This is a genomic window from Psychrobacter pasteurii, from assembly GCF_900162815.1.
Taxonomy (GTDB): domain Bacteria; phylum Pseudomonadota; class Gammaproteobacteria; order Pseudomonadales; family Moraxellaceae; genus Psychrobacter; species Psychrobacter pasteurii.
Map to the genome: position 1 here is coordinate 1 of NZ_FUGD01000037.1, position 24391 is coordinate 24391.

The 24391-nt window shown below is 43.0% G+C and carries 18 protein-coding genes; 7 read left to right on the top strand and 11 right to left on the bottom strand.

Annotated features, from left to right (window positions below):
- Window positions 1–123: 123 nt before the first annotated feature.
- The 3 genes from A1232T_RS01105 to mnmG all read right to left on the bottom strand — a co-directional run bounded on the left by A1232T_RS01105 (window position 124) and on the right by mnmG (window position 3527).
- Complete coding sequence (locus A1232T_RS01105; protein WP_077447641.1) at window positions 124–471, bottom strand: hypothetical protein; 348 nt, start codon at window positions 469–471, stop codon at window positions 124–126.
- An 83-nt stretch (window positions 472–554) separates the two neighbouring features.
- Complete coding sequence (locus A1232T_RS01110; RefSeq protein ID WP_077447642.1) at window positions 555–1544, bottom strand: AEC family transporter; 990 nt, start codon at window positions 1542–1544, stop codon at window positions 555–557.
- A gap of 87 nt (window positions 1545–1631) precedes the next feature.
- Window positions 1632–3527: a tRNA uridine-5-carboxymethylaminomethyl(34) synthesis enzyme MnmG gene (gene mnmG / locus A1232T_RS01115; RefSeq protein WP_077447671.1), complete on the bottom strand. Its 1896-nt coding sequence runs from the start codon at window positions 3525–3527 to the stop codon at window positions 1632–1634.
- A gap of 504 nt (window positions 3528–4031) precedes the next feature.
- Here mnmG and A1232T_RS01120 point away from each other — a divergent pair.
- Both A1232T_RS01120 and A1232T_RS01125 read left to right on the top strand, forming a co-directional pair.
- On the top strand, window positions 4032–5537 hold the full coding sequence (locus A1232T_RS01120) for a M16 family metallopeptidase (RefSeq protein WP_077447643.1): 1506 nt from the start codon (window positions 4032–4034) through the stop codon (window positions 5535–5537).
- A gap of 123 nt (window positions 5538–5660) precedes the next feature.
- Window positions 5661–7175: a M16 family metallopeptidase gene (locus tag A1232T_RS01125; protein WP_077447644.1), complete on the top strand. Its 1515-nt coding sequence runs from the start codon at window positions 5661–5663 to the stop codon at window positions 7173–7175.
- 126 nt (window positions 7176–7301) lie between these two features.
- Here A1232T_RS01125 and A1232T_RS01130 read toward each other — a convergent pair whose 3' ends face one another.
- Window positions 7302–7898, bottom strand: coding sequence for a hypothetical protein (locus A1232T_RS01130; RefSeq protein WP_143513928.1), 597 nt, complete (start codon window positions 7896–7898; stop codon window positions 7302–7304).
- Window positions 7899–8131: 233 nt separating this feature from the next.
- Window positions 8132–8980 carry a D-Ala-D-Ala carboxypeptidase family metallohydrolase gene (locus A1232T_RS01135; protein WP_244152328.1) on the bottom strand — a complete coding sequence of 283 codons (849 nt, stop codon included), beginning with the start codon at window positions 8978–8980 and terminating at the stop codon, window positions 8132–8134.
- Between the two features lie 304 nt (window positions 8981–9284).
- Here A1232T_RS01135 and rodA point away from each other — a divergent pair, with 304 nt between their 5' ends.
- From rodA to A1232T_RS01155, 4 genes are all read left to right on the top strand, one after another.
- Window positions 9285–10427 carry a rod shape-determining protein RodA gene (rodA, locus tag A1232T_RS01140; protein ID WP_077447647.1) on the top strand — a complete coding sequence of 381 codons (1143 nt, stop codon included), beginning with the start codon at window positions 9285–9287 and terminating at the stop codon, window positions 10425–10427.
- A gap of 249 nt (window positions 10428–10676) precedes the next feature.
- Entirely contained in the window at window positions 10677–11945 is a 1269-nt protein-coding gene (locus A1232T_RS01145; protein ID WP_077447648.1) for a putative DNA modification/repair radical SAM protein, read from the top strand.
- 55 nt (window positions 11946–12000) lie between these two features.
- On the top strand, window positions 12001–12858 hold the full coding sequence (locus A1232T_RS01150; RefSeq protein ID WP_077447649.1) for a TIGR03915 family putative DNA repair protein: 858 nt from the start codon (window positions 12001–12003) through the stop codon (window positions 12856–12858).
- Between the two features lie 112 nt (window positions 12859–12970).
- Complete coding sequence (locus A1232T_RS01155; RefSeq protein ID WP_077447650.1) at window positions 12971–14164, top strand: glycosyltransferase family 4 protein; 1194 nt, start codon at window positions 12971–12973, stop codon at window positions 14162–14164.
- A 326-nt stretch (window positions 14165–14490) separates the two neighbouring features.
- Here the strand turns inward: A1232T_RS01155 and A1232T_RS01160 are convergent, their stop codons facing one another.
- Complete coding sequence (locus A1232T_RS01160) at window positions 14491–15660, bottom strand: endonuclease/exonuclease/phosphatase family protein (RefSeq protein WP_077447651.1); 1170 nt, start codon at window positions 15658–15660, stop codon at window positions 14491–14493.
- A 420-nt stretch (window positions 15661–16080) separates the two neighbouring features.
- On the opposite strand from A1232T_RS01160, the gene asd reads away from it, so the two are divergent.
- A complete protein-coding gene (asd, locus tag A1232T_RS01165) occupies window positions 16081–17226 on the top strand; it encodes an aspartate-semialdehyde dehydrogenase (RefSeq protein ID WP_077447652.1) in 1146 nt (381 codons plus the stop codon).
- A 125-nt stretch (window positions 17227–17351) separates the two neighbouring features.
- Here the strand turns inward: asd and A1232T_RS01170 are convergent, their stop codons facing one another.
- The 5 genes from A1232T_RS01170 to bamA all read right to left on the bottom strand — a co-directional run bounded on the left by A1232T_RS01170 (window position 17352) and on the right by bamA (window position 24166).
- The gene (locus A1232T_RS01170) at window positions 17352–18713 is read right to left on the bottom strand and encodes a sodium-dependent transporter (protein ID WP_077447653.1); all 1362 of its coding nucleotides are present in this window, start codon (window positions 18711–18713) and stop codon (window positions 17352–17354) included.
- Window positions 18714–18954: 241 nt separating this feature from the next.
- Window positions 18955–19734, bottom strand: coding sequence for an acyl-ACP--UDP-N-acetylglucosamine O-acyltransferase (gene lpxA / locus A1232T_RS01175; RefSeq protein ID WP_077447654.1), 780 nt, complete (start codon window positions 19732–19734; stop codon window positions 18955–18957).
- 55 nt (window positions 19735–19789) lie between these two features.
- A complete protein-coding gene (fabZ, locus tag A1232T_RS01180; RefSeq protein WP_244152331.1) occupies window positions 19790–20287 on the bottom strand; it encodes a 3-hydroxyacyl-ACP dehydratase FabZ in 498 nt (165 codons plus the stop codon).
- 221 nt (window positions 20288–20508) lie between these two features.
- Entirely contained in the window at window positions 20509–21567 is a 1059-nt protein-coding gene (lpxD, locus tag A1232T_RS01185; protein ID WP_077447656.1) for a UDP-3-O-(3-hydroxymyristoyl)glucosamine N-acyltransferase, read from the bottom strand.
- Window positions 21568–21742: 175 nt separating this feature from the next.
- Complete coding sequence (gene bamA, locus A1232T_RS01190) at window positions 21743–24166, bottom strand: outer membrane protein assembly factor BamA (RefSeq protein WP_077447657.1); 2424 nt, start codon at window positions 24164–24166, stop codon at window positions 21743–21745.
- Window positions 24167–24391 lie beyond the last annotated feature (225 nt).

A 24391-nucleotide genomic window follows, 5' to 3' on the forward strand; every position in this document is an offset into this window, starting at 1 on the left:
CTAAACTGTCAGTGAAACGACGCCGTATTAGGGCTTCTCAAAATCTTGATTATCGTGAGCAGGTTCTATTCGGGAGAGTTTTATAGTGCGATTGCCCTGCAATTGCTGAGTTATTGCTTGCGATTACGAGACACAAAAATCAGCCGTGCTTTCGGCGCGACCCACCATCTTAATGCTATGCGTGCCTGGATACTCAGATAGGTAACGATAATTAGCGCCGCCCTTATCTTCTAACACTTGCCCCTTACTGTCAGTAACCGTTTGCACATGACCGTCTGTGCTAATTACCAATTGCTGCGCTGCCGCCATCTCTACTAAAAACAATTCACCTGAGGTTAAGTCGCCCTGATAATGACCACAGTTACTGCCCTTTTCAAATATTACCTCACTGGTTGGCATCGCCTGAGCTGTTAAGCACACTAATGAGGCAACACTGGCCCAACACAGCTGAGTGCTGCTTTTTTTCATCATAATTTAGATATCACCATTTTAGATTTTAAGAGTGCGTCATTTTGCCCTAAACGCACGTTTTGAATTAAGCTTTTTGATTGAGTCTACATCCAGCCTAGCGCTCTTAGAGCCGCTGCCCCTATCGCCATACCAAATAAAGACACCACCGTTGTAAATGCTAAGATATTGGCCGCTAAAACTTCATTACCACCCATTGCCTTGGCCATAACATAACTGGCTGCAGCTGTCGGCGATGCCACCATTAAAAACAGCACGCCCATATGCACTCCAGTTAAGCCAAAAGCCAGTCCAACTACCACGGCAACGATAGGGGCAATCACAATACGCCCCACACTGGCCTGCATGGATAAGCCTGATAACGTCAGCATAGAACGGACATCGATTGTGGCACCCGCACAAATTAACGCCAAGGGTAGAGACAGCGCAGACAATAAAGCCCCAGTTTGGGTAATGACGTTGGGCAGCGCTGGCAAGTCCAACGTTGAAGACAGTAGTTTAAAGCCAAATGCTGCAATTAAGGAGAGGATCAAAGGGTTGGTAAATAACTTCTTAGTTAACATCATAGCGTAACTTTCACGCCGTGCAATCTGTTTTTCATCCGCTTCTGGATTTATGGCAGTACGACTTAACGTAATCACCGCTAAAATGTTAAATACCAAAGTAATCACGCCCATATAGACCGCGCCGATACTTAGCCCCTCTGGCCCATAAGCATTGGCAACAGTCGCTAGGCCAATAATAGCCATGTTACTGCGAAATACGCCTTGTACAAACACCCCTTTATCTTCAGGCCTTGTAATAAAAAACTTGGCGTAGAGCTCGGCCCCAAAGTAAAGCAGCATAGTCACTGCAAATCCAGCGCCTAGCAGGTTCAACTGCTCACTAAAGTTGACCTGACTTTCAATGACACTAAAAAACAGCAAACAGGGCAAAGCATAGTTAAATACAAGCTTAGAAGCTTGGTCAATAAATGCCTTACTAATCTGTCCTTTTTTGCGCATAAAAAAACCCAACCCCATGAGTACGAGGTTGGGCAGTACAATATTTAGAGCAAAAAGAATGGCATCAAGCATTGCTATCTCATCTGGATTTGGGGCGGTGCTATCGCCTTATGCTGTCAGGTTAGCAATCATTACTAAATCAGCTCAGTTTAGAGCGATTTAGCTGTCTAAAGTTGCCTTCGCTTTTTTCTGTTTTTTTAAGGTCATACCAAGAAGCTGGATGGCTGCTGGCGTGACACCACTGATGCGACTGGCCTGAGCTAAAGTTGCTGGGCGAATCTCTTGCAGCTTTTGTACAATTTCATTAGATAAACCTGAAACCACACTATAGTCAAAGTCCATTGGCAGCTGCGTATTTTCTAAACGCTTCATCTGATCAATGTCTTCTTGTTGACGACTGATATAGCCGGCATATTTCACTGAAATTTCGATTTGCTCGCCCACATCAGCTGCCACATCGGCTCCAGTTATCGCTGCAATGTCATCAAAGCCTACATTAGGGCGCTTTAATAAGTCATAAGCGGTAGACTCTTTTGATAAGTTTTCACCAGTGCGCTCAGAGAACTTCTTACCCAATTCATTATTTGGGGTTGCCCACAGCTCTTTTAGACGGCCGGATTCAGCAGCAACTGACTCCATTTTATTTTGATAAGCTTCCCAGCGAGTATCATCAACTAAGCCTAAAGTACGACCAATTTCAGTCAAACGCTGATCGGCATTATCTTCACGCAGCAATAAGCGGTATTCTGCACGGCTGGTGAACATACGGTACGGCTCTTTGGTGCCATGAGTAATTAAGTCATCAACCAATACGCCCAGATAAGCTTGGTCACGGCGCGGTGTCCAGCTGTCCATTACCGGATTATCTTGGGTAGATAAAGCGGCATTTACACCCGCTAGTAGCCCTTGCACCCCTGCTTCTTCATAACCTGTAGTACCATTAATTTGACCGGCAAAATACAGGCTATCAATAGACTTGGTTTCAAGCGTTGGCTTGAGGCTTTGTGGGTTAAAGTAATCATATTCAATGGCATAGCCTGGACGAGTAATATGTGCGTTCTCTAAGCCTGCCATAGTACGAATGAACTCTAGCTGCACATCAAATGGCAAACTGGTAGAGATACCATTAGGGTACAACTCATGGGTGGTTAGCCCTTCTGGCTCAATAAAAATCTGATGGCTGTCTTTATCGGCGAAGCGATGGATTTTATCCTCAATAGAAGGACAATAACGAGGACCCACCCCTTCAATATCACCTGAGAATAAAGGTGAGCGGTCTAAATGTCTGCGGATAATGTCGTGAGTTTTCTCATTGGTATAGGTAATGAAGCAATTGACCTGCTCTGGGTGCATGGTCACATCACCCATAAAGCTCATTACTGGCAGTGGCGTATCGCCTGGCTGCTCTTTCATTACACTAAAATCTACCGTTCTGGCATCAATACGAGCCGGCGTGCCTGTTTTTAGACGACCCACAGGTAGTTTTAATTCACGCAAACGCTCAGCCAGCTTAATAGAAGGCTGGTCACCGGCGCGGCCACCTTTTGAGTTATCCAAACCAATGTGAATCACACCCCCTAAGAAGGTGCCTGAGGTCAGTACCACAGTTTTGGTACGGAAGATAATTCCCGTCGAGGTAACTACCCCACAAGCTTTACCATTTTCGACCAAGATATCATCAGCGCCTTGTTGGAATAAATCCAAGTTGGGCTGATTTTCTAAGGTATGGCGAATGGCAGCTTTGTATAAGATACGGTCGGCCTGAGCACGAGTAGCACGTACTGCGGCCCCTTTACGACTGTTCAACACGCGAAATTGAATGCCTGCTTTATCGGTAGCCAAGGCCATAGCGCCGCCTAAAGCATCAATCTCACGCACCAAATGTGACTTACCAATTCCCCCAATAGCAGGGTTACAGCTCATCTGGCCTAAGGTTTCAATACTGTGTGTCAACAATAACGTCTGAGCGCCCATACGCGCTGCTGCTAGTGCTGCTTCGGTACCGGCATGCCCGCCACCGATGACGACAACATCATACGATTTAGGATAAGTAATACCAGAGGTATTTGATGGAGTAGTTGATGACATAAAGACGCCTCGCCTGCTGTTTTCAGCAATTACTGAATGGGAAGTTCACTCAAAAATAGAGTAACAGATAATTATAACAAAATTAGGCCATCATCTGTAGACAAAATTCGACCAACAAACCCATAAATTTATTAAGGTTATCAGCGGTTATTTATTAGTAATTGGTTAGTAGCTGATTAATAACTGGTCAGTAAAATCACGCACTCTTAAGCGGCTAAGGTTATCTATTTGTAGTTTAAATGGGTGTGGGTTGTACAACTTAGCTAGACCTTGAAATAATGGGTAATAAAATTTCACATTCTGGGTCTACAACCTAGCGTGTAATAGCGGTACGCTTAGCGCCTTATCCGTATTGTTATCTGCAACTTACTGCTATTTAACTATTTGATTATTAGCCATAAATTACTATCTGCTCTGTAATATATTATTTTTTATTCTTATTACTTTTGTCATTAACACCTTGAGGACTGCATGAAAACCCTTATAAAAACAAACTCTAACCTCCCCTCTGGCACCGCAATTAAGACCTTATTGGTCGCTAGTATTACAGCAACGGCCTTAACGGCTTGCAACAGCTTACCTCATGCTTCTGACGCATCCTCAACTCAATCTTCTGTGAGTAAGACAACTTCGAAAAACGCTTCTAAAGATAAAGAGACGCAATTTCCGGCCGATGCCAGTCGTCACCAATACCAATTAGATAATGGCTTAAAAGTTATTATTAAAGAGGACCATAGAGCTCCTGTGGCAATGACTCAGCTTTGGTATGGCGTAGGTTCTACTGATGAACCAGAAGACAAAGGGGGTATTTCCCATTTGTTAGAACACATGATGTTCAAGGGCACAGAAAAAGTTTCTGGCGCTGACTTTGATAGATTGATAGCCAAGTTTGGTGGCGATCACAATGCCTTTACCAGCTACGACTACACTGGGTATTACGAAATGTTCCCAGTCAACCGTCTAGAATTGGCTTTGGAGCTAGAGGCCGATCGTATGACCAACTTACGCTTTGATAGTGATGAATTCGTACAAGAGTTTGAACAAGAGCGCAACGTGGTTATGGAAGAGCGTCGCCAACGTACTGACGACAATCCGCTGGCTAGAGCCTTTGAAAAATTCCGTAAACTGGCCCTGCCAAATAGCCCAAAGGGTGAATCTGTTATCGGGCCTATGCAGGAAATTGCCAATACCGATATCAAAGATTTAGAAAAATGGTACAAAACTTGGTATGCCCCAAACAACGCAACCTTAGTTATCGTTGGTGATGTTGATCCTCAGCAAACCTTAAAAAAGGTTGAGAAGTACTTTGGCGCTTTACCTAGTAAGCAAATCCCTGAGCGTCCTTCGGTACTACAAAAAGGCTGGCGTGGTTACCAACAACAAACCCTGCAAGAAACTGTCAATGTGCCTACGTTAATCATGGCGTTTAATGTGCCGACTTTGCACAGCGCCCTGACTACTGACCTGCCCGCTAAGGAAGTATACGACCTATTAATGATGCAATTTATCATGGACGGAGGCTATGCTGCTCGTCTAGAGAAGCATTTGATCCGCGAGCAGGGGTTATTGGCTTCCGTAGTTTCTTACTATGATTTGTATGAACGTGGCGATGGCTTATTCATGATTCAGGCCACACCACGCGAAGGAGTAACTTTGGCTCAGGCCCAGCAAGCCATTTTAGAGCAAGTAGATAGATTTAAAACGGAAGCTATTAGTGACAAAGAGTTAGAACGTGCACGTAACAATGCGGTTAAAGGCTTCGTCTTTGCACAAGACAGCATGGCCGGCCAAGCCTATATGATTGGTAACCTACAGTCTCGAGGCTTAGATGATCGCCTAATTCATACCTTGCCGAAGGAGTTGGCAGGTATCAGCAGTAAAGACATTAATGAGGCAGCCAATAAATACTTGGTAAAAGACAATCTAACTGTAATGCATATTGAACCAGTCACTGACCCAAGCACTGCCGATAAATAGTTTTTGCCAATAAATAAAGTGGCTACCTGCCCTGTATTTATACAGAATCTTTATTTATACAGAACATATTCCTGAAAACTAATATAAAAATTGAAAGCTATAACACCCAAACACGGATTTGATATGAAATCATACTTACGCCCTTCTTATTGTTTTAAGCCAATTATCGTGGCCAGCTCACTAATAATTTCAGCTGGACTGCCTTCATTTAGTGCCAATGCTGCACCAGAGTTACCCAGTGGCGAACATGCTAAAAGCGATGTTGATATCACCCAGCCCATCAAAGCACTGGATAATCTATCTAGCTTAAAAAATGAGAAGAAATTAGACTTCTCTATTCCTAAATTTCAGCATTTCACTACAAACAACGGGGTGCCCGTTATTTTCTTTCAGACCAATCAATTGCCTATTGTCGATGTCGATCTAAGGTTTAACGCGGGTAGTGCTCGCGATGAAAGTATCCGTAAAGATAGCTTTGGCCTTGCCAGCATGGTGGCAGACTTACTCACCAAAGGTACCAAGAATTTGGATGAAACTCAGTTTGCTGAAGCCACAGAGCAATTAGGTATTGAGCTTGGTAGTGCGGCTTATAAAGACCAGTTTGTGATTAATCTACGTAGTTTATCTGAGAGCGATAAATTAGACCCCGCTTTAAAGCTATTAAGCGAAGTGCTAAGTGAGCCGAGATTTGATGCCAAGGTTTTAGAGCGTAGTAAAGCTCAGCAAGTCTTGGGGCTAAGGCAGATGATGCAAAACCCTTCTTATCTGGCCAGTCTTACCTTTAATAAAACGCTGTATGGCCCTCACCCCTATGCCCACCCTTCTTATGGCACCATAGACAGCATTCCTAGCATTGAGACAAAGGACCTACAACGCTTCCATGACACTTATTTAGTGGCTCAAAATGCCAGTTTAAGTATCACTGGGGACTTAAGCTTACAGCAAGCCAAGCAAGCCGCTGAGACCATTACTAAGCAATTGGCTCAGGGTAAACCAGCGCCAAAGCTGCCCAACCCTACCCCTATCAAAAGTAGTAAATGGGTGCATGTAGATTATGACAGCGACCAAACTTCAGTAATTATCGGTCAGCAAGGTTATAACGTCAGCAAAGACCCGACGCAGCTGCAGCGCAGTACTGACTTTAGTATTGGTAATGAAATTCTAGCCGGTAGCGGATTTAACTCACGCCTAATGGGTAAGATACGTAAAGAGCTGGGTTATACCTACGGCATTTATGGCAATATGACCGCCATGCAAGCTCCTGGTCCTTACGCCATCAAGTTCTCTACCCGTAACGAAAAAGCAGATGAGGCCATCAAGGCCACACTGCAGACGGTAAAAGACACCTTGAAGCAAGGGGTTACTGACGAAGAGTTCAAACTAACTCAAGAAAGCCTCATCAATAGATATCCTATGGGCTTCTCAAGCAATGCTGGTATCAATGGCATGCTAGGTGTACTTAACTTCCACAAGCTACCCGATACCTACATCACCAACTATATCGATCGTGTAGAGAGCAGTAATGTAAATCAGGCGAACAAAGCGCTTCAAGAGACGTTAACGCCAGACAAATTCATTATTGTTACCGTTGGCAAGCCTGATATTGCTAAGAATTCTGAACTAAACAAGCTTAAATAATACGTCTAAATCGTAGGCTTAAAGGTCAGTGAGTATAGTTAATATCTCATAATTTCAAACCATAAAAAAAGACACCTTTAAAGGTGTCTTTTTTTGTCAATCAGTAGACAACGAATCAATGACGGCTTACTGCACGTTTATGGTCACATCATAATCTATCGGGCTACTCATATACTCAACCCCCTCATAGCTTAGGCGTATTACATATTTGTCTGCCTGATTGACCAAGTAACTGCCATTGGCAAAATCATAATAAACCGGACTAATCAAATTAGCCGCAATCTGCCTTGGATGGCTTTCTATAGATATTCTCTGCCCTTTTTTTGGGTAAATATAGTAGTCACAATAGGTGTCTCGCATCACCTCATTTTTACGAACTATTTGTGTCGAATCTATTGGAGAATTAACCAGCTTCGGGCACTTATCTTGCTTAGCTGCAGCCAACTTAGCTTTATCAATCGCAACAGAGCCACTAATGCTTTTCATAGTGAACTCACTATCAGTCTCTTCCGCGGCTTCCACAGGACCCAATCGCCCTGCTTGACTTAAGGAAGACAGATTGGCTGCCTCAATTCTTGGTAATCCTGAATCTGTTATATCTCGCCACTCTTCGTTGGCCTGGTTTTTATGGAGTAAAGTATCAGCGGGTTTACAGGCCATGACGGTAGTAACTGCAATAAAACAACTAAGTACGGCCAGATACGATGATGATCTTATATTCAAATCTTATGCCTCAAATAATATATGCCTTCTTACGTCTTACAATGACTTAAAAACGAATGATTTTACATAAGGAGTTTTAAGGTAATGAATTAAAGACAATTTACGGAAGGGAGTGTTAAGCCAAAAGTAACAACACTTCAGCTTAATGAAGCTGATATACATAAAATGGCTTAACACACATTATACACGATTTTTACATAAGTATTAAGAATATTATCACAACACAGGTTGACTTAATTTAAATAGCGACAATAAGAGCCAGCGTCAGAGTTGGTAGCGCCCCAATAACGATAACCTTGGGTGTCTAAATGAATCGCTCCCGTGGCATATAGCCCCAAACCAAAGTTATATTTTTCACCTTGGCTTGACCAAAACTGACACAGTCTTTCTTGCATGGCACTTTTATACCAAGGCTGTCCTTCATACTCAGGCACCCAAATATCGATAGCACCATTACTCATATGTTTACTGGCTGCAGCTCCTCCTGCACAAGCGTTCAAAGACGGAGAGCGATAGGTTGATCTAATCTCAGCTGTCGGCGGCAGGACGCCCTGCTTTTTTAGATCATCATATAATCTTAAAGTCGCAATCATATTTGACCACAACTCATAAGGCGGTAATTGATACTGCTCATAGCCACAACGCTCCCAACTACGGGCTGTGGTTAACAGCTGATCAAAAGGAGGAACGGCCTGCTCACCCAGATAATTTGCCAAATAGCGTTTGTATTGCTCAACCTCATTGGCTCGATAAGAGCTGATATTTAACCACTGCACATAGTTGTAGTTGGTTTCGCCAAAAGAATGTGACTGCCCATAAGTTGAAGAAGAGCCGCCAAAGGGTCTAATTCTGGTGTTTTGCTCAATGGTTAATCTATCAGACTCTCGAATTAAGTTACCCAAGCTATCGGTTTTAGCAGCTTGGTGGTTGCCCCCTTTAGGGGTGCGATTATTGACGTTATTATTACTAACCACCCTTATCTTTCTTTGCTCGTTGACATTCGCTCCTGACGTATCTGAGGTCGTAGTACAGCTGGTGCTTAACAGAGCAAGTGATGCAATGATGCCTAAAGAGTATTTCATCGTGCTTTTCATAGCTTCGTAGTTTCCAGTCATATTATTATTGTCAAAGGGGTCAACAGGCAATCGTGAGGGTTAGCCAGTAGTTTGAAAATGTGGGATAAAGATAGAACATTGATACTATCAAATTTGCTACAGTCACGCTAAACTATAGCGTCTCACTTCTTACCAAACTATTGCTGTTATTTAGATAATTTGCTATCTAGATGTCTACAACAATACTGCCCTTAGTAAAATGAGTAAATCTGGTAATGATATCCCGTGATTAGAACCCCTTCCCTTTGCTAACTCAATAATAAACTGCCTTATGTCAAAGCAACAACAGTATCGATTTTCTCGACAAACCCATCATTTTGGCCGAGACGATAGCATTAGTATCTGGGAACGCATTCACATTGACCCCTGGCTAATGCTACTTCTGCTCACCTTGAGTTTTATTGGTCTGGCTATTTTATACAGTGCCTCAACTCAAGATGTGTCCATGGTTATTCGCCAGTCTGTCAGCTACTTGCTAGGCTTCACCATCATGATTGGCATGGCTCAGATTCCCCCTGGTGTCTATCGAAACTTCACCCCGTTTTTTTATATTATCGGTCTATTTTCATTGGTATTGGTAGAGCTGATTGGTGAAGTGCGTATGGGGGCACAGCGTTGGATTGATATTCCAGGATTTGGTAGTGTTCAGCCCTCTGAATTCTTAAAGCTTGGGCTGCCCATGATGTGTGCTTGGTATCTGTCTAGACGAGACTTGCCGCCCAACCTTATCACGGTAATCTCAACTCTGGCCATCATTATTTTGCCGGTATTACTCATTGCCAAACAGCCTGACTTGGGCACCTCGCTATTGGTGGCTGCCAGCGGAATATTCGTGTTGTTTTTGGCAGGATTGCCTTGGTGGATGATTGGCTCAGCTGTGGCTATGATGATTCCCACAGTATGGGTTGGCTGGACCTTTTTGATGCGTGACTATCAAAAACAGCGGGTATTAACCTTATTTAATCCAGAAGCTGACTTGTTAGGTGCCGGCTGGAACATCACTCAGTCAAAGACAGCCATTGGCTCTGGTGGACTCACTGGTAAAGGCTACTTAGAAGGCACACAGTCACACCTACACTTCCTTCCTGAAGGCCATACCGACTTTATTATCGCGGCTTTCTCTGAAGAGTTTGGCTTATTAGGCGTGAGCGTCCTGATGTTTATTTACTCTTGTATTTTGATACGCTGCTTATATATCGCAGCCATTCACGTTGACACCTTTGGTAGATTATTGGCCGGTGCTATTGCCATGTCTTTCTTTGTCTACATCTTTGTCAATATTGGTATGGTAGGCGGTATTCTACCTGTGGTTGGGGTTCCGCTACCTCTGGTGAGCTATGGGGGAACGGCAATTATCACTTTAATGGCAGGCTTCGGGCTACTTATGTCTATATACACTCATAACACTCGATAAGTCATTAAGATTCAGTAACTTAACCTCCAATCATTCAGCCACTCAGTCACACTGACAGTCCCCATAACTTTGTCTATTCAACTCCTATCCCAAATCTTTTGGATAGGAGTTTTTTTATATAGTCTTTGTAAGTTTTACATCCATTATTAGCGACACTCTTTGTCGTATAGAATCTGACTGACCCCTTAATCCATAGGTCTGACCCTTATATTTGTTATCATAACTTTCTATAGTTAATAGGATAAAAATATGGGTTCAATTAATTATGAAAGGTTACAAGGCAAATTAAATATTTTGGCAGATGCTGCTAAATATGATGTGTCTTGCTCCTCTTCTGGCAGTACTCGAAAGAACCAAGGAGGCAGTCTAGGCGATGCTTCTAAATCAGGGATTTGTCACAGCTACACCGAAGATGGTCGCTGTGTCAGCTTACTGAAAATACTTCTAACCAATCACTGCATCTACGACTGTGCCTACTGCACCTCAAGACGCAGTAATGATACGCCTCGAGCTGCCTTTAGTGTCGAAGAGGTGGTTGAATTAACCATGCAATTTTATCGCCGCAACTATATTGAAGGGCTGTTTTTAAGCTCAGGTATTTTTAAAGATGGTGACCATACCATGGAGCGTCTGGTCGAAGTGGCTAAGCTGCTGCGTACTCGAGAAGGCTTTAATGGTTACATTCATCTAAAGACCATTCCAGGGGCAAGCAAAGAGCTGCTGCATCAAGCCGGCTTATACGCAGACCGTCTAAGCGCCAATATCGAGATACCCACTAAGTCTGGGCTTGCCTTATTGGCCCCAGAAAAAAGCCATGAACAGCTCCAAGCTCCGCTGCAAACCGTAAAAGAAGAAATCATTACTATCAAAGACAGCCGTAAGAAGCACAAGTCAGCACCAAAATTCACCCCTGCGGGTCAGACCAGTCAAATGATTGTTGGTGCCAGTAACGAAACTGACTTGCAGGTAATACAGCTTTCTAATCACTTTTACAAAAAATACGATCTTAAACGTGTCTATTATTCTGGCTATGTCCCCATGTTAGAGGACAGCCGCTTGCCAGCTATTGGTACGCCTGTGCCTATGGTTCGTGAAAATCGTCTGTATCAGGCTGACTGGTTAATGCGCTTTTATGGCTTTGGGGCTCATGAAATCTTAGATCCAGACGATCCCTTCTTAGATTTGGAGTGTGACCCTAAGCTGGCTTGGGCGATTCGGCATCGTGAGCATTTCCCCGTTAATATTCAAACCGCGCCGTACGAAGTTATTGTCCGAGTTCCCGGTATTGGCGTCAAAACCGCTAAAAAGATTGTCAAAGCCAGACGCTTTAATCAAATAACTCTTGAGCATCTAAAAAAGATGGGCGCAGCAGGCAATCGTGCTAAGTACTTTATTGCTACCACTGGCAAAAACGAACACCTAGCTCATTTAACTCGAGACAACTTTAGGCAGTATGTCTTAGCCCAAACTCAAACCAAGTTCAAAGACCAACGCAGTGGTCAGCTTGCTCTGTTTTAACGGCAATTCCTATTAAACGAGCAGCCAAACTTGAATGATAAAGTTGAACAAACCAATGTCACAATCCAGCGCGCCCGCAGTAACTCCACCGACCCTCATTGTCTATGAATCTAGCTTTGAGGGTTGGCTGAGTGCTGTATTTTACGTTTACGAGCAGAAGCTGCAAAATCAGCCGTACTTAAAGCTGGTAGACAGTAGTGATTATCAGCCCTCTTTGATTGATACCGCTACTTATGTCGCTACCGATGATGATAAAGCTCAAAGAGTGCTCACCAAATTAAATACTTTATTGGGCCGGTCAGGGATGCGACAACTACTTTGGGGCTTTTTGTCTGAAAAGCCTGAAATTGGGAGCACCTTATTTCAGGTCGTCAAATACGCCCTAGACTACCCCAATCGCCAGGTGTTACAAGATTTAGGTAACCTAGCGGTTCTAGAATTGGCACAAACCGTTAAGTCCGTAGGGCGCGAAAAGCATCGCATGGAAGCTTTTGTACGTTTTGAGCATACTACCGAAGACATTTATTTTGCCCGAGTAGAGCCTGACTTTAATGTCTTGCCCTTAATTGGCGAGCATTTTCGCCAACGTTATCAGGATCAGCAATGGGCTATCTATGATATCAAGCGTGGCTATGGTATTTTTTATGATCAATCCAAAGCAATAAATAACAAGCCAGCAGAACTACAAACCATAGTCGATGTGGCAGATGAAGTGTTATTAAATCCCAGTAGCTTACATAGCGAGCGGGAAAAACAATATCAAAAGTTCTGGCAAGGCTATTTTGCCAATGTTAATATCAAAGAGCGTAAGAACCCTCGCTTACACAGACAGTATCTGCCCCAGCGTTATTGGAAATACTTAACTGAAAAACAAGTCCTGCCCAATGCTGAGCATCTTAATCAATCACGCTAATTGTAAAGCCTACGTAAATTTAACAGGCACCTTGTTTTTTAGTTCATTTTCACTGACAATGTGCTCAATTCATTGATTGCCTTGTCACCCATTAATCTGCCCAGTTGCTATTATGAAAGTCATGCGCCTGCTCTCCTCTTTAAAGCACGACGAATCCGAGCGCGGAATTTTTCATCTTGGGCGGGCTTTGGTCAAACGTGGTCACACCTCAATTATTGTCTCATCAGCCGACACCGATCATGAGCTGGTCAAACGTCTGGAGCGGGATGGCAATATCTATCATCAGTTATCTCTTGAGAAGAAATCTTGGCTGTCTCTACGCCAGATTTGGCCATTACGCCACCTTATCGAAAAGCATCAGCCAGATATTATTCATATCCACTCTCGTACGCCTGCTTGGATTCTGCACTGGGCACTTAGACGTGCCAAAGTAGCCCGCAAACCCAAACTGGTTGCTACCATGTATGGCTTTTATCCTCTAAACAGTTATGCGCGAGCCCTACTTAACGTCGACTGTCTGATTACCGTCTCTGATAGCGTGAGTGATTATTTATCAAAAGGCTTAAAGGAAGTTAAAAATCCGCCTCGCTCCATCATTCGTATTTATCGCGGCGTAGATACCCGTAACTTTCCTTATCGCTATAATCCTTCCGTATATTGGATTCATAGAACTTTTGCTGAATACCCGGAGCTTGAGCACAAAAAATGGTTGCTGTTCCCCACAGTAATAGGTCAAGAGTATGGGCAAGAGTGGCTAATCGACATCTTGGGCAACTTAAGTGAAGACTTCCCTAACTTACATATCATTATTATGGATGATGACTCACGCCGCGATGTGGTGCATGAAGAATTCATGCAACGAATCAATGCCTTAGAGTTAAGAGATAAGTTTACTTTTATTGGTACCAAGCACAATGATATGCGTGAATGGTTGGCGGCTTCAAACTTGGTACTAGGCTTAGCCAATCAGCCTGAATCTATTGGTATTAATGTCCTCCAGGCCATTCATTTGGGTACGCCTGTGGTAGGCTGGAATAAAGCAGCTTTTAATGAGATTTTAAAACCGCTTTATCCGCAAGGTTTGGTAAAAGAAGATACCGCCTACGCTTTATGCAAAATTATCCGTATTCAATTAGAAAACGCCATGCGCCCCCAAATTACTGATAAATTCACCATGCAGCAAATGATTGATGAGACCTTAGAGGTTTATAAATCTTTATCTGAAAGTGACGCATCAAAGCCTTTAGAGCCTGCTGTAAAAAGCAGGTCGACGCAAAAAGAAGAGTCTTTGAAAATCAAAAGGTGAAAAACAAAAAAGAAAAAACCCAAGTCTAGGGCAGAGACTTGGGTTTTGGGGCGCTATTTAACTCTTATTATTATTATTTTCCTTCCGGCTAATCCTTAGCCAAACTTCTACGTAAACTTGATACGATTTAATCTACAGGGCAATAGATCAACTCATCTCTGCTGCAAATCCTAACAGCTCGTCTACGTAAATCAACCAACACCGCTATCCATGCCATCCTTGTGTTGATGAGCCCATTGTATGCTGTTGTCGGGGTGCTGCCTAGCAGGCAAAAGCCCATTTTCACGTAAGCAAATGCTTACATCGATAAAAGGGCTGATGGCCCCTTATCTGACAACTGTGTGTTTGCCACCAGCTACTTCGTTCAGCTCCTCTTGTTGCTGTTCAGCGGCAGCTTCGGCATGCTCTTGAGACAAGCGCTCGCCTTCTTCTTTACCCTCTTCTATTTTGGCTTCCGTGTCTATTTTATCCTTCACGCTGGCTTCAGTGGCGTTCTCTTCTTGTTCTGCAGTAGCACAGGCCTCATATTGCAAAGTCGTCATAACTGGGAAGTGGTCTGAGCCTATAGAAGGTAAGCGCTCAATATTTACTAAAGTAAAACAAGGGCTATGGAAGATATGATCTAACGCCCAGCGTAAAAAAGGAAAGTTAACATGGAAGGTGTTGATAAAAAACCGGCCAATGCGGGGGTCTAATAATCCTGAAATCCGCTGGAACATAAGCGTTGTTTTTGACCAAGCCACATCGTTTAAGTCACCGGCTAAAATAGCGGTTTGATTATTTTCATTAATATGTCTACCTACCATTAATAGCTCAGCATCACGGGTGGTCGATTTATCCGCCTCTGTTGGGCTTGGTGGCATAGGATGTAGGCAATAAAGCCAAATAACCTCATCGTTGGGCAGTCGTAGCTGAGTATGTATCGAGGGAATATCGTCAATCAATAAGTATTTGACCTCAGGATCAATCAGCTCAAGCTTCGAATATAGATGCATGCCGTATAAGTTATCTAAAGGCACTTTGACATTATAAGGATAGTCCGGCTCGATAACGCTTAGTGCATCTTGCCATTTTTGATCCGACTCTAGGGTGATTAGAATATCCGGATTTTTTTGCTGCACTAAATCTACTAAGGCCTGAGTATTGTCATTGGGCGTCAATACGTTCGATACCATTAATTTTATCTGCACCGCATCAGGTATCGGTAAAGCTTGGCGCACCTCTTTTTTCCACAGTCGGGTATAAGGCAAGACCATACGTAATTGCAGCCCTACCGCCCCTATCAAGGCAAGCAGCAGTACCACATCCCAACTTTCCCACTGTGGCGCCAATACCAATAAGCCGACAAGACTGACCAATCCAATGACTAAGATTTGTATCCTTGGAAAGTCAACACCCCTTATCCACCAATGATCTAAAGGCAATAACCCCCATACACTGACGAAGACCACCAAGCCTGCCAGTATTTGGAAGATAAAATAGAGTGTATCGAACATAAACCACCAATTTTAAAAAATAAATTTTTAGTAAAAAAGAAGAATCCCTTATAAGGAGAATTAAACTGATATAGTCACAAAGTACAGCCACAAAGCGATAAAAATAATTATCGCTTTAAGTCAGCACAATAATACAGAAATTCTAACCAATATATAAACAAATTGGTAAATATAGTTCTATCATATAATTTATAACAAAAAAATTGTTAAAAATTAAAGGCCAACTCTTGCAATTTAACTCATATCAAGGCAATGTAAACGGTTGCGTATTAGAAGTTTGTTGCCCCCAATAAGCAGCAAAGGATAAAAATACGGCAAATTCAGATACAGCGTCGGTTGTTTATTTAGGGCTAGGCTTATCTGGGCTTAACGTTATTAATCTAACAAATAATTTTAGCTAGATACACAAAGGATATATTCATGAGTCAATTAAAAGTGGGTCTTGTTGGATGGCGTGGCATGGTAGGTTCTGTGCTAATGCAGCGTATGGTAGAAGAGAATGATTTCGCTAATATCACACCTATTTTCTTTTCAACCAGTAATGCTGGTGGCGATGCCCCTACCTTTGAGGGCATTAAACACACTGAAGCCAGTGCCAAGTTAAAAGATGCTCATGATATTGAAGCACTAAGCAACTGTGATGTGATTATCACCTGTCAAGGCGGCGACTATACCACAGCCGTCCATGGCCCATTACGTGACTCTGGATGGACAGGGTATTGGGTAGATGCAGCCAGTAGCTTACGCATGGAAGACAATAGTGTCATCGTTTTAGACCCAGTAAACCGCTCCGTTATCGACAGTGCTCTACAAAACGGCACCAAAGACTTTATCGGTGGCAACTGTACCGTCTCGTTAATGCTTATGGCCATCGGTGAGCTATTTAACCGCGGCTGGGTTGAGTGGGTATCGGCCATGACTTATCAGGCGGCCAGTGGCTCAGGTGCCAACAATATGCGTGAATTAATCAGCGGCATGGGCATGTTACGTGATGCGGTAGCTGATGAATTAGCTGACCCAGCGAGTGCTATTTTGGCCATCGATAAAAAAATTGCTGAAACTCAGCGCAGTGGCGATTTCCCAACCCAATACTTCGGTGTGCCTTTAGCAGGAAGCTTAATTCCTTATATCGATAGCCAGCTTGAAAACAAACAATCTCGTGAAGAGTGGAAAGGCGGCGTTGAAACCAACAAAATCTTGAACAATGAGGGCGATAGCATCATTCCTATTGATGGCTTATGCGTACGCGTGGGCTCTATGCGCTGTCATGCTCAAGGCTTAACCATTAAGCTTAAAAAAGACATTCCTTTAGAGGAAATCGAAGCGGCCCTAAAAAATAGCGGAAATCAGTGGTTAGATCTAGTAGAAGACGATAAAGAAGCCACCATGCAGCGTCTAACTCCTGTGGCAGTAACAGGAACGCTAACTGTTGCCCTAGGACGCTTACGTAAGCTAAATATGGGCCCTGAGTACCTAGGTGCCTTTACTGTTGGTGACCAGCTATTATGGGGCGCAGCAGAGCCATTACGCCGCATGCTAAACATCATCCAGCAGTCTAATGCGTAATTGTCTGTCCTAGTCAGTCTATCCGTTAATATCTAACTTGTTAATTAATTGATTGATAGATAGATAAAAAAACCCCCAACTAATAAGTTGGGGGTTTTTATTTTAGCTTAAGATTGGTTTACAGCTTAACCTAGAAGAGTGGTAATAAAGACGATAACTACGCCGATAGGTGCCACAAACTTAGCAATTAACTGCCACAGTGACCAACCGCCACCTGACAAGCCAAGCTCTTGACGCACGCTTTCTTGATTCATTACCCAGCCTGCAAACACAATGGCTGCTAAACCTGCGATAGGCAACATGAACTTACTGGTTAACTTATCTAAGAAATCAAAGATATTGTTACCGAAAATCATAACCTCTGACCACATATTGAATGACAATAGCGCCGCCACACCCAATAACCAAATAGCAATACTGGCCACCACAACGGCAGTCGTACGGCTCATTGACGTACGCTCTTCTAAGAACTCAATAGAAGGCTCAATTAATGAGATTGATGAGGTTAAGGCAGCAAAGGTGATTAATAAGAAGAACAAAGCTCCTAATATCGCACCTGCCGTCATACTACCAAAAGCAATCGGTAAGCTGACAAAGATTAGGCCAGGTCCCGCAGCAGGGTCCATACCATGACTAAAGATAATTGGGAAAATAGCCAAACCAGCAGCAAGAGCAATGACGGTATCAAGAATAACCACAGTACGTGCCATGCTTAATAGACTGATGTCCTTACCTAAGTAGGAACCATAAGTTACCATGATGCCCATACCCAATGATAAGGTAAAGAAGGCGTGTCCTAGTGCAGACAGATAAATATCTGAAGCGCCTTCACCAAATAGCTTGGTCACATCTGGGGCGAATAAGTAACTCAATGCTTCACCAAAGCCACCGTTGAATAAGTTATAACCAACGATTACTAATAAAATAATGGCCAATAATGGGATCATTACTTTAGCGGCTCTTTCAATACCCCCAGTTACCCCAAGGGCCACAATGCCCGCTGTGATAATCATGAATAATGTGTGCCAAATGGTTAACGTAGTTGGAGAAGCCAACATGGTGTTGAACACCCCTTCTACCGCTGCCCCATCTAAACCATTAAACTGACCAGAAGCCAGCTTGGTCATATAATTTAAAGCCCAGCCCCCAATAACACTATAGAAAGATAGAATTAGGAATGCGCCTAAAATTCCGACCACACCCACAATCGCCCAATTGCGACTCTTTCCCTCTGAAGCAGCTACAGTAGCATATGAGTCCATCGGGTTACGTTGACCACGACGACCAATCATCCACTCTGCTATCAAGATTGGGAAGCCAATTAAAGCAATACACACCAGATAGGCCAGTACGAAAGCGGATCCTCCACTTTCACCAACCATATATGGGAACTTCCAAATATTACCTAAACCCACAGCAGAACCAACGGCGGCCATAATAAAGCCGACACGAGATCCCCATTGAGCGTGATGCTGTTTGTTTGACATTTTAATCCTCCAGCCATCCAAGGCTTACACTTTATCTGTCTTATTTCCTTTTTAGACAGTAATTGAAGTCACTGACTACAGCCAATTACTTGGCTTTATAGCAATATGTATTTACATCCTTTTACAAAGTTAGTCTGTTTCATAAGCGATTAAATGTCAAGCGACTAAAAACTAAAAAAGCCATAACTAAAAGTTATGGCTTTGGTTTAACTTAACTAATAATAGTTTTCAATTAACTAAATTATCGAGTAATACCTCGGTTACTTTTAACTAAAGAATCTATTAACAATTGAACTTTTGGTTCCTGTGGTAAGTAGTCCACATTCAATTCTTGAATCACCTGCTCTGTGGTTTTACCAGATTTAAAAATCAGTTTATAAGCAGCTCTTAGGGTATTAATCGTCTCTTTTGACCACTGTTTGCGGCGCATACCCTCAATATTGAGGCCATGTGCTGCCGCTGGATTACCAGAAACAAGAGTCATTGCCGCCACATCTTTGAGAATAACACTGCCACCGCCGACAAGACTGTAGTCCCCTATCTGACAAAATTGATGTACCCCAGCATTACCACCAACAATAACATTATTACCAACATGCACGTGACCGGCAATGCCAACGTTGTTGGCCAACACATTACCATCACCGATAACACAGTCATGGGCTATATGGGTATTCACCATAAATAGGTTGTTGCTGCCAATTTTGGTCAGACTATTGTCCTGAATCGTTCCTCTATGGAAGCTACAAGCCTCTCGAATGGAGTTATTATCACCAATCTCAAGCCAAGTCTCCTCCCCAGCATACTTCAAGTCCTGACAGTCTTCACCGATACTCGCAAACTGGAAAATTTCATTATTTTTCCCAATACGCGTATTTTTGGTAACCACCACATGGCGTAGCAGCTTAGTTCCTGCATCGATAGTGACATTGTCGCCAACAATACAATAAGGCCCAATCACGACGCTGTCATGAATTTCAGCCTTGCTGGAGACGATAGCAGTGTGGTGTATCTGTGTCATTAAAAACAACCTGTTATTTTGCGAAAATTTAAAATTATATTATTGTATGAGGCGGCTAAGCCTTACCGGTTCTATCTTGGCGCATAATCATTAATTGGGCACTGGCCGCTAATTTATCGTCTACGTAGGCTTTACAATCAAACTTGTAAAGCTCTCGCTTTTGCAGTAAAAGTTTAGACTTTAGTACCAGCTGATCGCCAGGAACCACAGGGGCTCTAAACCTAGCTTTATCCACACCTGCGAATAAAAATAGATAACCCTCTTCGGCGGTAACCCCTTCATTAATAAAGGCCAGTATACCTGATAACTGAGCCATAGCTTCAACAATCAACACGCCAGGCATAATAGGCTCTTGCGGGAAGTGACCTTGAAAAAAGGGCTCATTGATAGTGACATTTTTATAGCCCGTAATCCAAGAGTTTGAGCCACAGGCCGTCACTCGGTCCACAAGCATAAAAGGATAACGGTGGGGCAAATAGCGTTTTAGCTGCTCATAACCCATGGGCAAGCTGACGGACTTATCTAACAATAGCTGTTCGTCTTCAGCGGTCATTTGCCATTCTTGTTGTTCAGCAGCTGTGTTAGCTACTGCATCTAAACCCTTGCTCTGCTGTGTCATGAGCTGTCCTTATCAAAAAATTAAGCACACAAATCATAGTGTGGTTCTGTCACTTTAATTTAATCTACTAAAGCTAAGCTTAGCAAACAATTTACTAAGCTATTTACCAAGCTATGATTCTATATAAAAAACTTCTGTCCGTCAGATAAAGCCTATTACTTCTTACCCAATGCTCTAATTTTGACCATAGCTCGGCGCCAATCCATTGCCGGCATTGAGGTAACCCCGGATGAATAAACGCCTGGCTTTTTGATGGATTTACTAACTAGGGTCATCCCTGTTAGTACCACCCCATCTGTAATTTCTAAGTGGCCGGCGATGCCTACACCGCCGCCAATCATGCAATGCTTACCTATGACTGCACTACCAGCGATACCCACCTTTCCAGCAATGGCGGTACCTGCCCCAATTTTTACGTTATGGCCTATCTGAACTAAGTTATCAATGATGACGTTATCTTCAATAATAGTATCGTCAACGGCCCCTCTATCAATGCAAGTCTGGCTACCAATACGAACATTATTGCCAATAACCACACCCCCTAGCTGTACGATGCGCTCCCAGCCTTCAATGCTGGTATTGGCCGTAGGAGCAAAGCCAAAGCCTTCAGAACCAATGCTAGCACCAGCATGAATCCTAACCTTATCTCCTAAATGGCAACTATGGCCAATGTAGCTGTTCGGATATAAGGTGCAGCCCTTACCGATTATAGAGTAAGGGTCGATATGAACGTGTGATTGTAATCGACTGCCTGAGCCAATTTTTACCTGTTCACCAACCACACAAAAAGGCCCCACATAGACCTGCTCACCCAGCTCTGCAGAGTCAGCGACTTGGGCTGTGTGATGGATAAAGGTCTGTTGCGGCTTAGTCAAAAAGCTCTGCGAACGATCAAACAGATGGGTTGCACTGGCATAGGCAACGTAAGGGGAAGACACTATCACTGCAATAGCGCTATCAGGCACTTGATCTGCATGATCTGCAGATACCAAGACCACTGCCGCTTTAGTTTCTGATAGCACTGAAGCGTACGCTTTGTCTGCCAAGAAACTCAGTTGACTCTCACTGGCCTGATCTAAACTGCCAATACCGGTCAACTGGGTCTGTAACTGAGCATTCGTCAACGATTGCTGATTTAAGATAGGCTGACGAGCCACGATGGCGGATATCACATCAGCAAGGCTTACGCTTAAAGTAGGAGCAGAAAGAGTCATAAAGAGGCCAAGTTTCCTTAAATCCAAAGCACAGTATAAAAGTGGATATTGGTAAAAAGTTACCCGCTAAATACTTTAAGATTTTAATTAAACGAAAGCTCAAAGTTACTAACTTTGAGCCTGTATAAAAGTGTCCCAATAAAGAATATCAAAACCTATATCAGCGTTTGATAACCTAGAAAGTACTACCAATCTGGAATTGTACTTCTTCAGTCTTATCACCCTCTTTATCACCAAATGGCTTAGCGTAACTTAAAGAGATAGGACCAATTGGGGTAAACCAAGTAACCCCAGCACCAGCACTGTATCTGAAGTCATTATCTTGGGTCAATAATGGTGTACTACCTTCGATAAACTTGCCCGTATCTTTGTCAAAGTCAACTTTCTTATCTTCTTTATCCGTCGTATCAAATACTTGACCGCCCTCTACGAACAACACCGGACGTACTTGATCTGCCCAATCGCCTTTAAATGGCATAGGTAGGATCAGCTCAGCACCAACGGTAGCTAAAGCATTACCGCCTACTTCTTCATAGTATTGATACTGGCTTTCGTTATCTGGGTCTATATTTGAGAATGACGGAGAGATAGGACCTAAACTAGAAGATTCATAGCCTCGAACAGAACCATAACCCCCAGCATAGAAGTTTTCATAGAAAGGCAAGTCATTACCATAGCCAAGCTTAGCATAACCACGGGCAACGAAATCTTTCGCTAAAGGATAATAATAGTTACCTCTATAGATTAGCTTTTGGTACGTTTGATCACCAAAACCTAAAGTCGCATTCACTGTATGGCTCATACCTTTCGTCGGGAATACAGGACGATCTAACGTACTATAATCCCAACCTAGCTCAAGGTTATAAGTATTGTAGTCATTTTGGAACTGATAAGAACTGTTGTCTTTATCGTACTTACCATCTTCTTTTAACACATCATAAGCGTTAGAAAGACCTAGGTAACGACCGCCTTTTACTTCTGTATTATCGTAGTTAAAGCCAGCACTAATACGTTTGGTTTCATCAATCGGATAGCTGTAAGTTAAGTTAGCCCCATAAGAGTCTAAAACGTACTCACTAACGTTACGATCATCAAGTTTGGTCTTTCTATAATATCCACTGACACCTTGTGATACCCCATTTTCGGTAAAGTACGGGTCGGTGAAGCCTAAGCTGTACGAGTCACGAGTCTGAGAACGAGCTAAAGCAGCATTGACTCGGTTACCAGTACCCATGAAGTTTCTTTGGCTGAAGTCTAACTGGAAGGTTACCCCGCCGCTTTGCGAGTAACCCGCAGCGATGGTCGAGCTTCCTGAAGGCTGCTCTTCAACACTGAAGTTGACATCCACTTGGTCTGGCGCATTCGGCACAGGCTTAACATCGACGTTAACCGCTTTAAAGAAACCTGTACGCATTAGACGCACACGTGAACTTTGAATTTTCTCACTAGAAGCCAATGCCCCTTCTAGCTGACGCATTTCACGACGCAGTACTTCATCTTCGGTCTTAGTGTTACCGTTAAAGTTAATACGGCGCACATAAACAGGACGGGCAGGATCGATGAAATAATCAATATCTACGGTCTTAGTCTCATCATTGATGCGAGGCACCGGACGAACTTGGGCAAAATAGTAGCCATCATCGCCATATTGGTTCTTTAAGGCACTGGTAGAAGCCTCTAGTTTGGCTTGAGAGAATTGCTCACCTGGCTGAAAAGAGATGCTTTTTGCTAATTCTTGTTTGTCGTAAGTGGGGTTGCCTAAGAAATTGGCTTCACCAAACTTATACTGCTCCCCTTCCGTCATACTCACTTCGATAAAGACTTTGTCTTTTGAGTCATTGATATTCAAAATGGCATTATCAACACTAAAGTTAACAAAGCCTTCGTTCATATACATTGACTTTAAGTTCTCTAAGCTGGCCGCTAGCTTTTCTTTAGCATAGCGATCTGACTTAGAAAGCAGACGAGTCCAAGAAGTTTCTTTTACCGCAAATACATCTTTAATGTCTTCATCACTAAAGTGCTTGTTACCAATAACGTTAATATCGACCACTTTAGCTGCTTTACCTTCGATGAAACGTACAGTTAGCTTCACGCGGTTACCATCTAACAGCTCTTGATCCACTTCGATGTCACTGTTGTAGTAGCCTTGACCGATATACTGTTGTTGCAGCTCATTGGCCACGTTCTGAACTGTGGACTGCTTCAAGACGCTGCCCACAGAGATACCTGCATATTTCAGACCTTCTTCTAAGCCATCTTTTGGAATAAGTTTGTTGCCCTCAAAGTTAACTTCAGCAACGATAGGACGCTCAACCACATAATAAGTCACACGTCCGTTTTCATTCTTGGCCTGAATGTTGGCAAAATCACCAGTGGCATATAAAGCTTGGATGCTGTTAGCTAACTCTTGATCGGTAACCGTCTCGCCCACATTGGTAGTCAATAGAGGATATAAACTTTCAGGAGTTAAACGTTGCAGACCTACAAACTGGACGTCGGTTAATACAGCATCCGCTGCTTGTGCCGATACGGCCATAATCGCTGCGAATGCAGGTACTGCTATTAGTTGTGACATTTTAAATAAAGACGTTTGCATACATACAATCCGTGATTCAAAGAACGTGCTAAAAGTAAGGGGTTTTAAAAATTTGTCTTCCACTATACTTCATAGTGAATTATTGAGCTTATGTATATTTTACAAAAGTAAAAGGCAGAGCTTGGTCTTATACATACCTCGAGCATTGACTCGAAGTACCGCCTTACTTTGCATTAAACTTATTAGGTTTTTGCAAAACAATCGTAATCTTGGGGGAAGATACGC

Bases quoted from the DNA above. Each gene is read 5' to 3' on its own strand.
- bamA (WP_077447657.1), bottom strand. From the start codon at position 24,166: ATGCAAACGTCTTTATTTAAAATGTCACAACTAATAGCAGTACCTGCA.
- A1232T_RS01105 (WP_077447641.1), bottom strand. From the start codon at position 471: ATGATGAAAAAAAGCAGCACTCAGCTGTGTTGGGCCAGTGTTGCCTCA.
- A1232T_RS01135 (WP_244152328.1), bottom strand. From the start codon at position 8,980: ATGAAATACTCTTTAGGCATCATTGCATCACTTGCTCTGTTAAGCACC.
- A1232T_RS01120 (WP_077447643.1), top strand. From the start codon at position 4,032: ATGAAAACCCTTATAAAAACAAACTCTAACCTCCCCTCTGGCACCGCA.
- A1232T_RS01125 (WP_077447644.1), top strand. From the start codon at position 5,661: ATGAAATCATACTTACGCCCTTCTTATTGTTTTAAGCCAATTATCGTG.
- A1232T_RS01110 (WP_077447642.1), bottom strand. From the start codon at position 1,544: ATGCTTGATGCCATTCTTTTTGCTCTAAATATTGTACTGCCCAACCTC.
- lpxA (WP_077447654.1), bottom strand. From the start codon at position 19,734: ATGACACAGATACACCACACTGCTATCGTCTCCAGCAAGGCTGAAATT.
- A1232T_RS01170 (WP_077447653.1), bottom strand. From the start codon at position 18,713: ATGTCAAACAAACAGCATCACGCTCAATGGGGATCTCGTGTCGGCTTT.
- A1232T_RS01160 (WP_077447651.1), bottom strand. From the start codon at position 15,660: ATGTTCGATACACTCTATTTTATCTTCCAAATACTGGCAGGCTTGGTG.
- A1232T_RS01150 (WP_077447649.1), top strand. From the start codon at position 12,001: ATGTCACAATCCAGCGCGCCCGCAGTAACTCCACCGACCCTCATTGTC.
- lpxD (WP_077447656.1), bottom strand. From the start codon at position 21,567: ATGACTCTTTCTGCTCCTACTTTAAGCGTAAGCCTTGCTGATGTGATA.
- A1232T_RS01155 (WP_077447650.1), top strand. From the start codon at position 12,971: ATGAAAGTCATGCGCCTGCTCTCCTCTTTAAAGCACGACGAATCCGAG.
- asd (WP_077447652.1), top strand. From the start codon at position 16,081: ATGAGTCAATTAAAAGTGGGTCTTGTTGGATGGCGTGGCATGGTAGGT.
- rodA (WP_077447647.1), top strand. From the start codon at position 9,285: ATGTCAAAGCAACAACAGTATCGATTTTCTCGACAAACCCATCATTTT.
- fabZ (WP_244152331.1), bottom strand. From the start codon at position 20,287: ATGACCGCTGAAGACGAACAGCTATTGTTAGATAAGTCCGTCAGCTTG.
- A1232T_RS01145 (WP_077447648.1), top strand. From the start codon at position 10,677: ATGGGTTCAATTAATTATGAAAGGTTACAAGGCAAATTAAATATTTTG.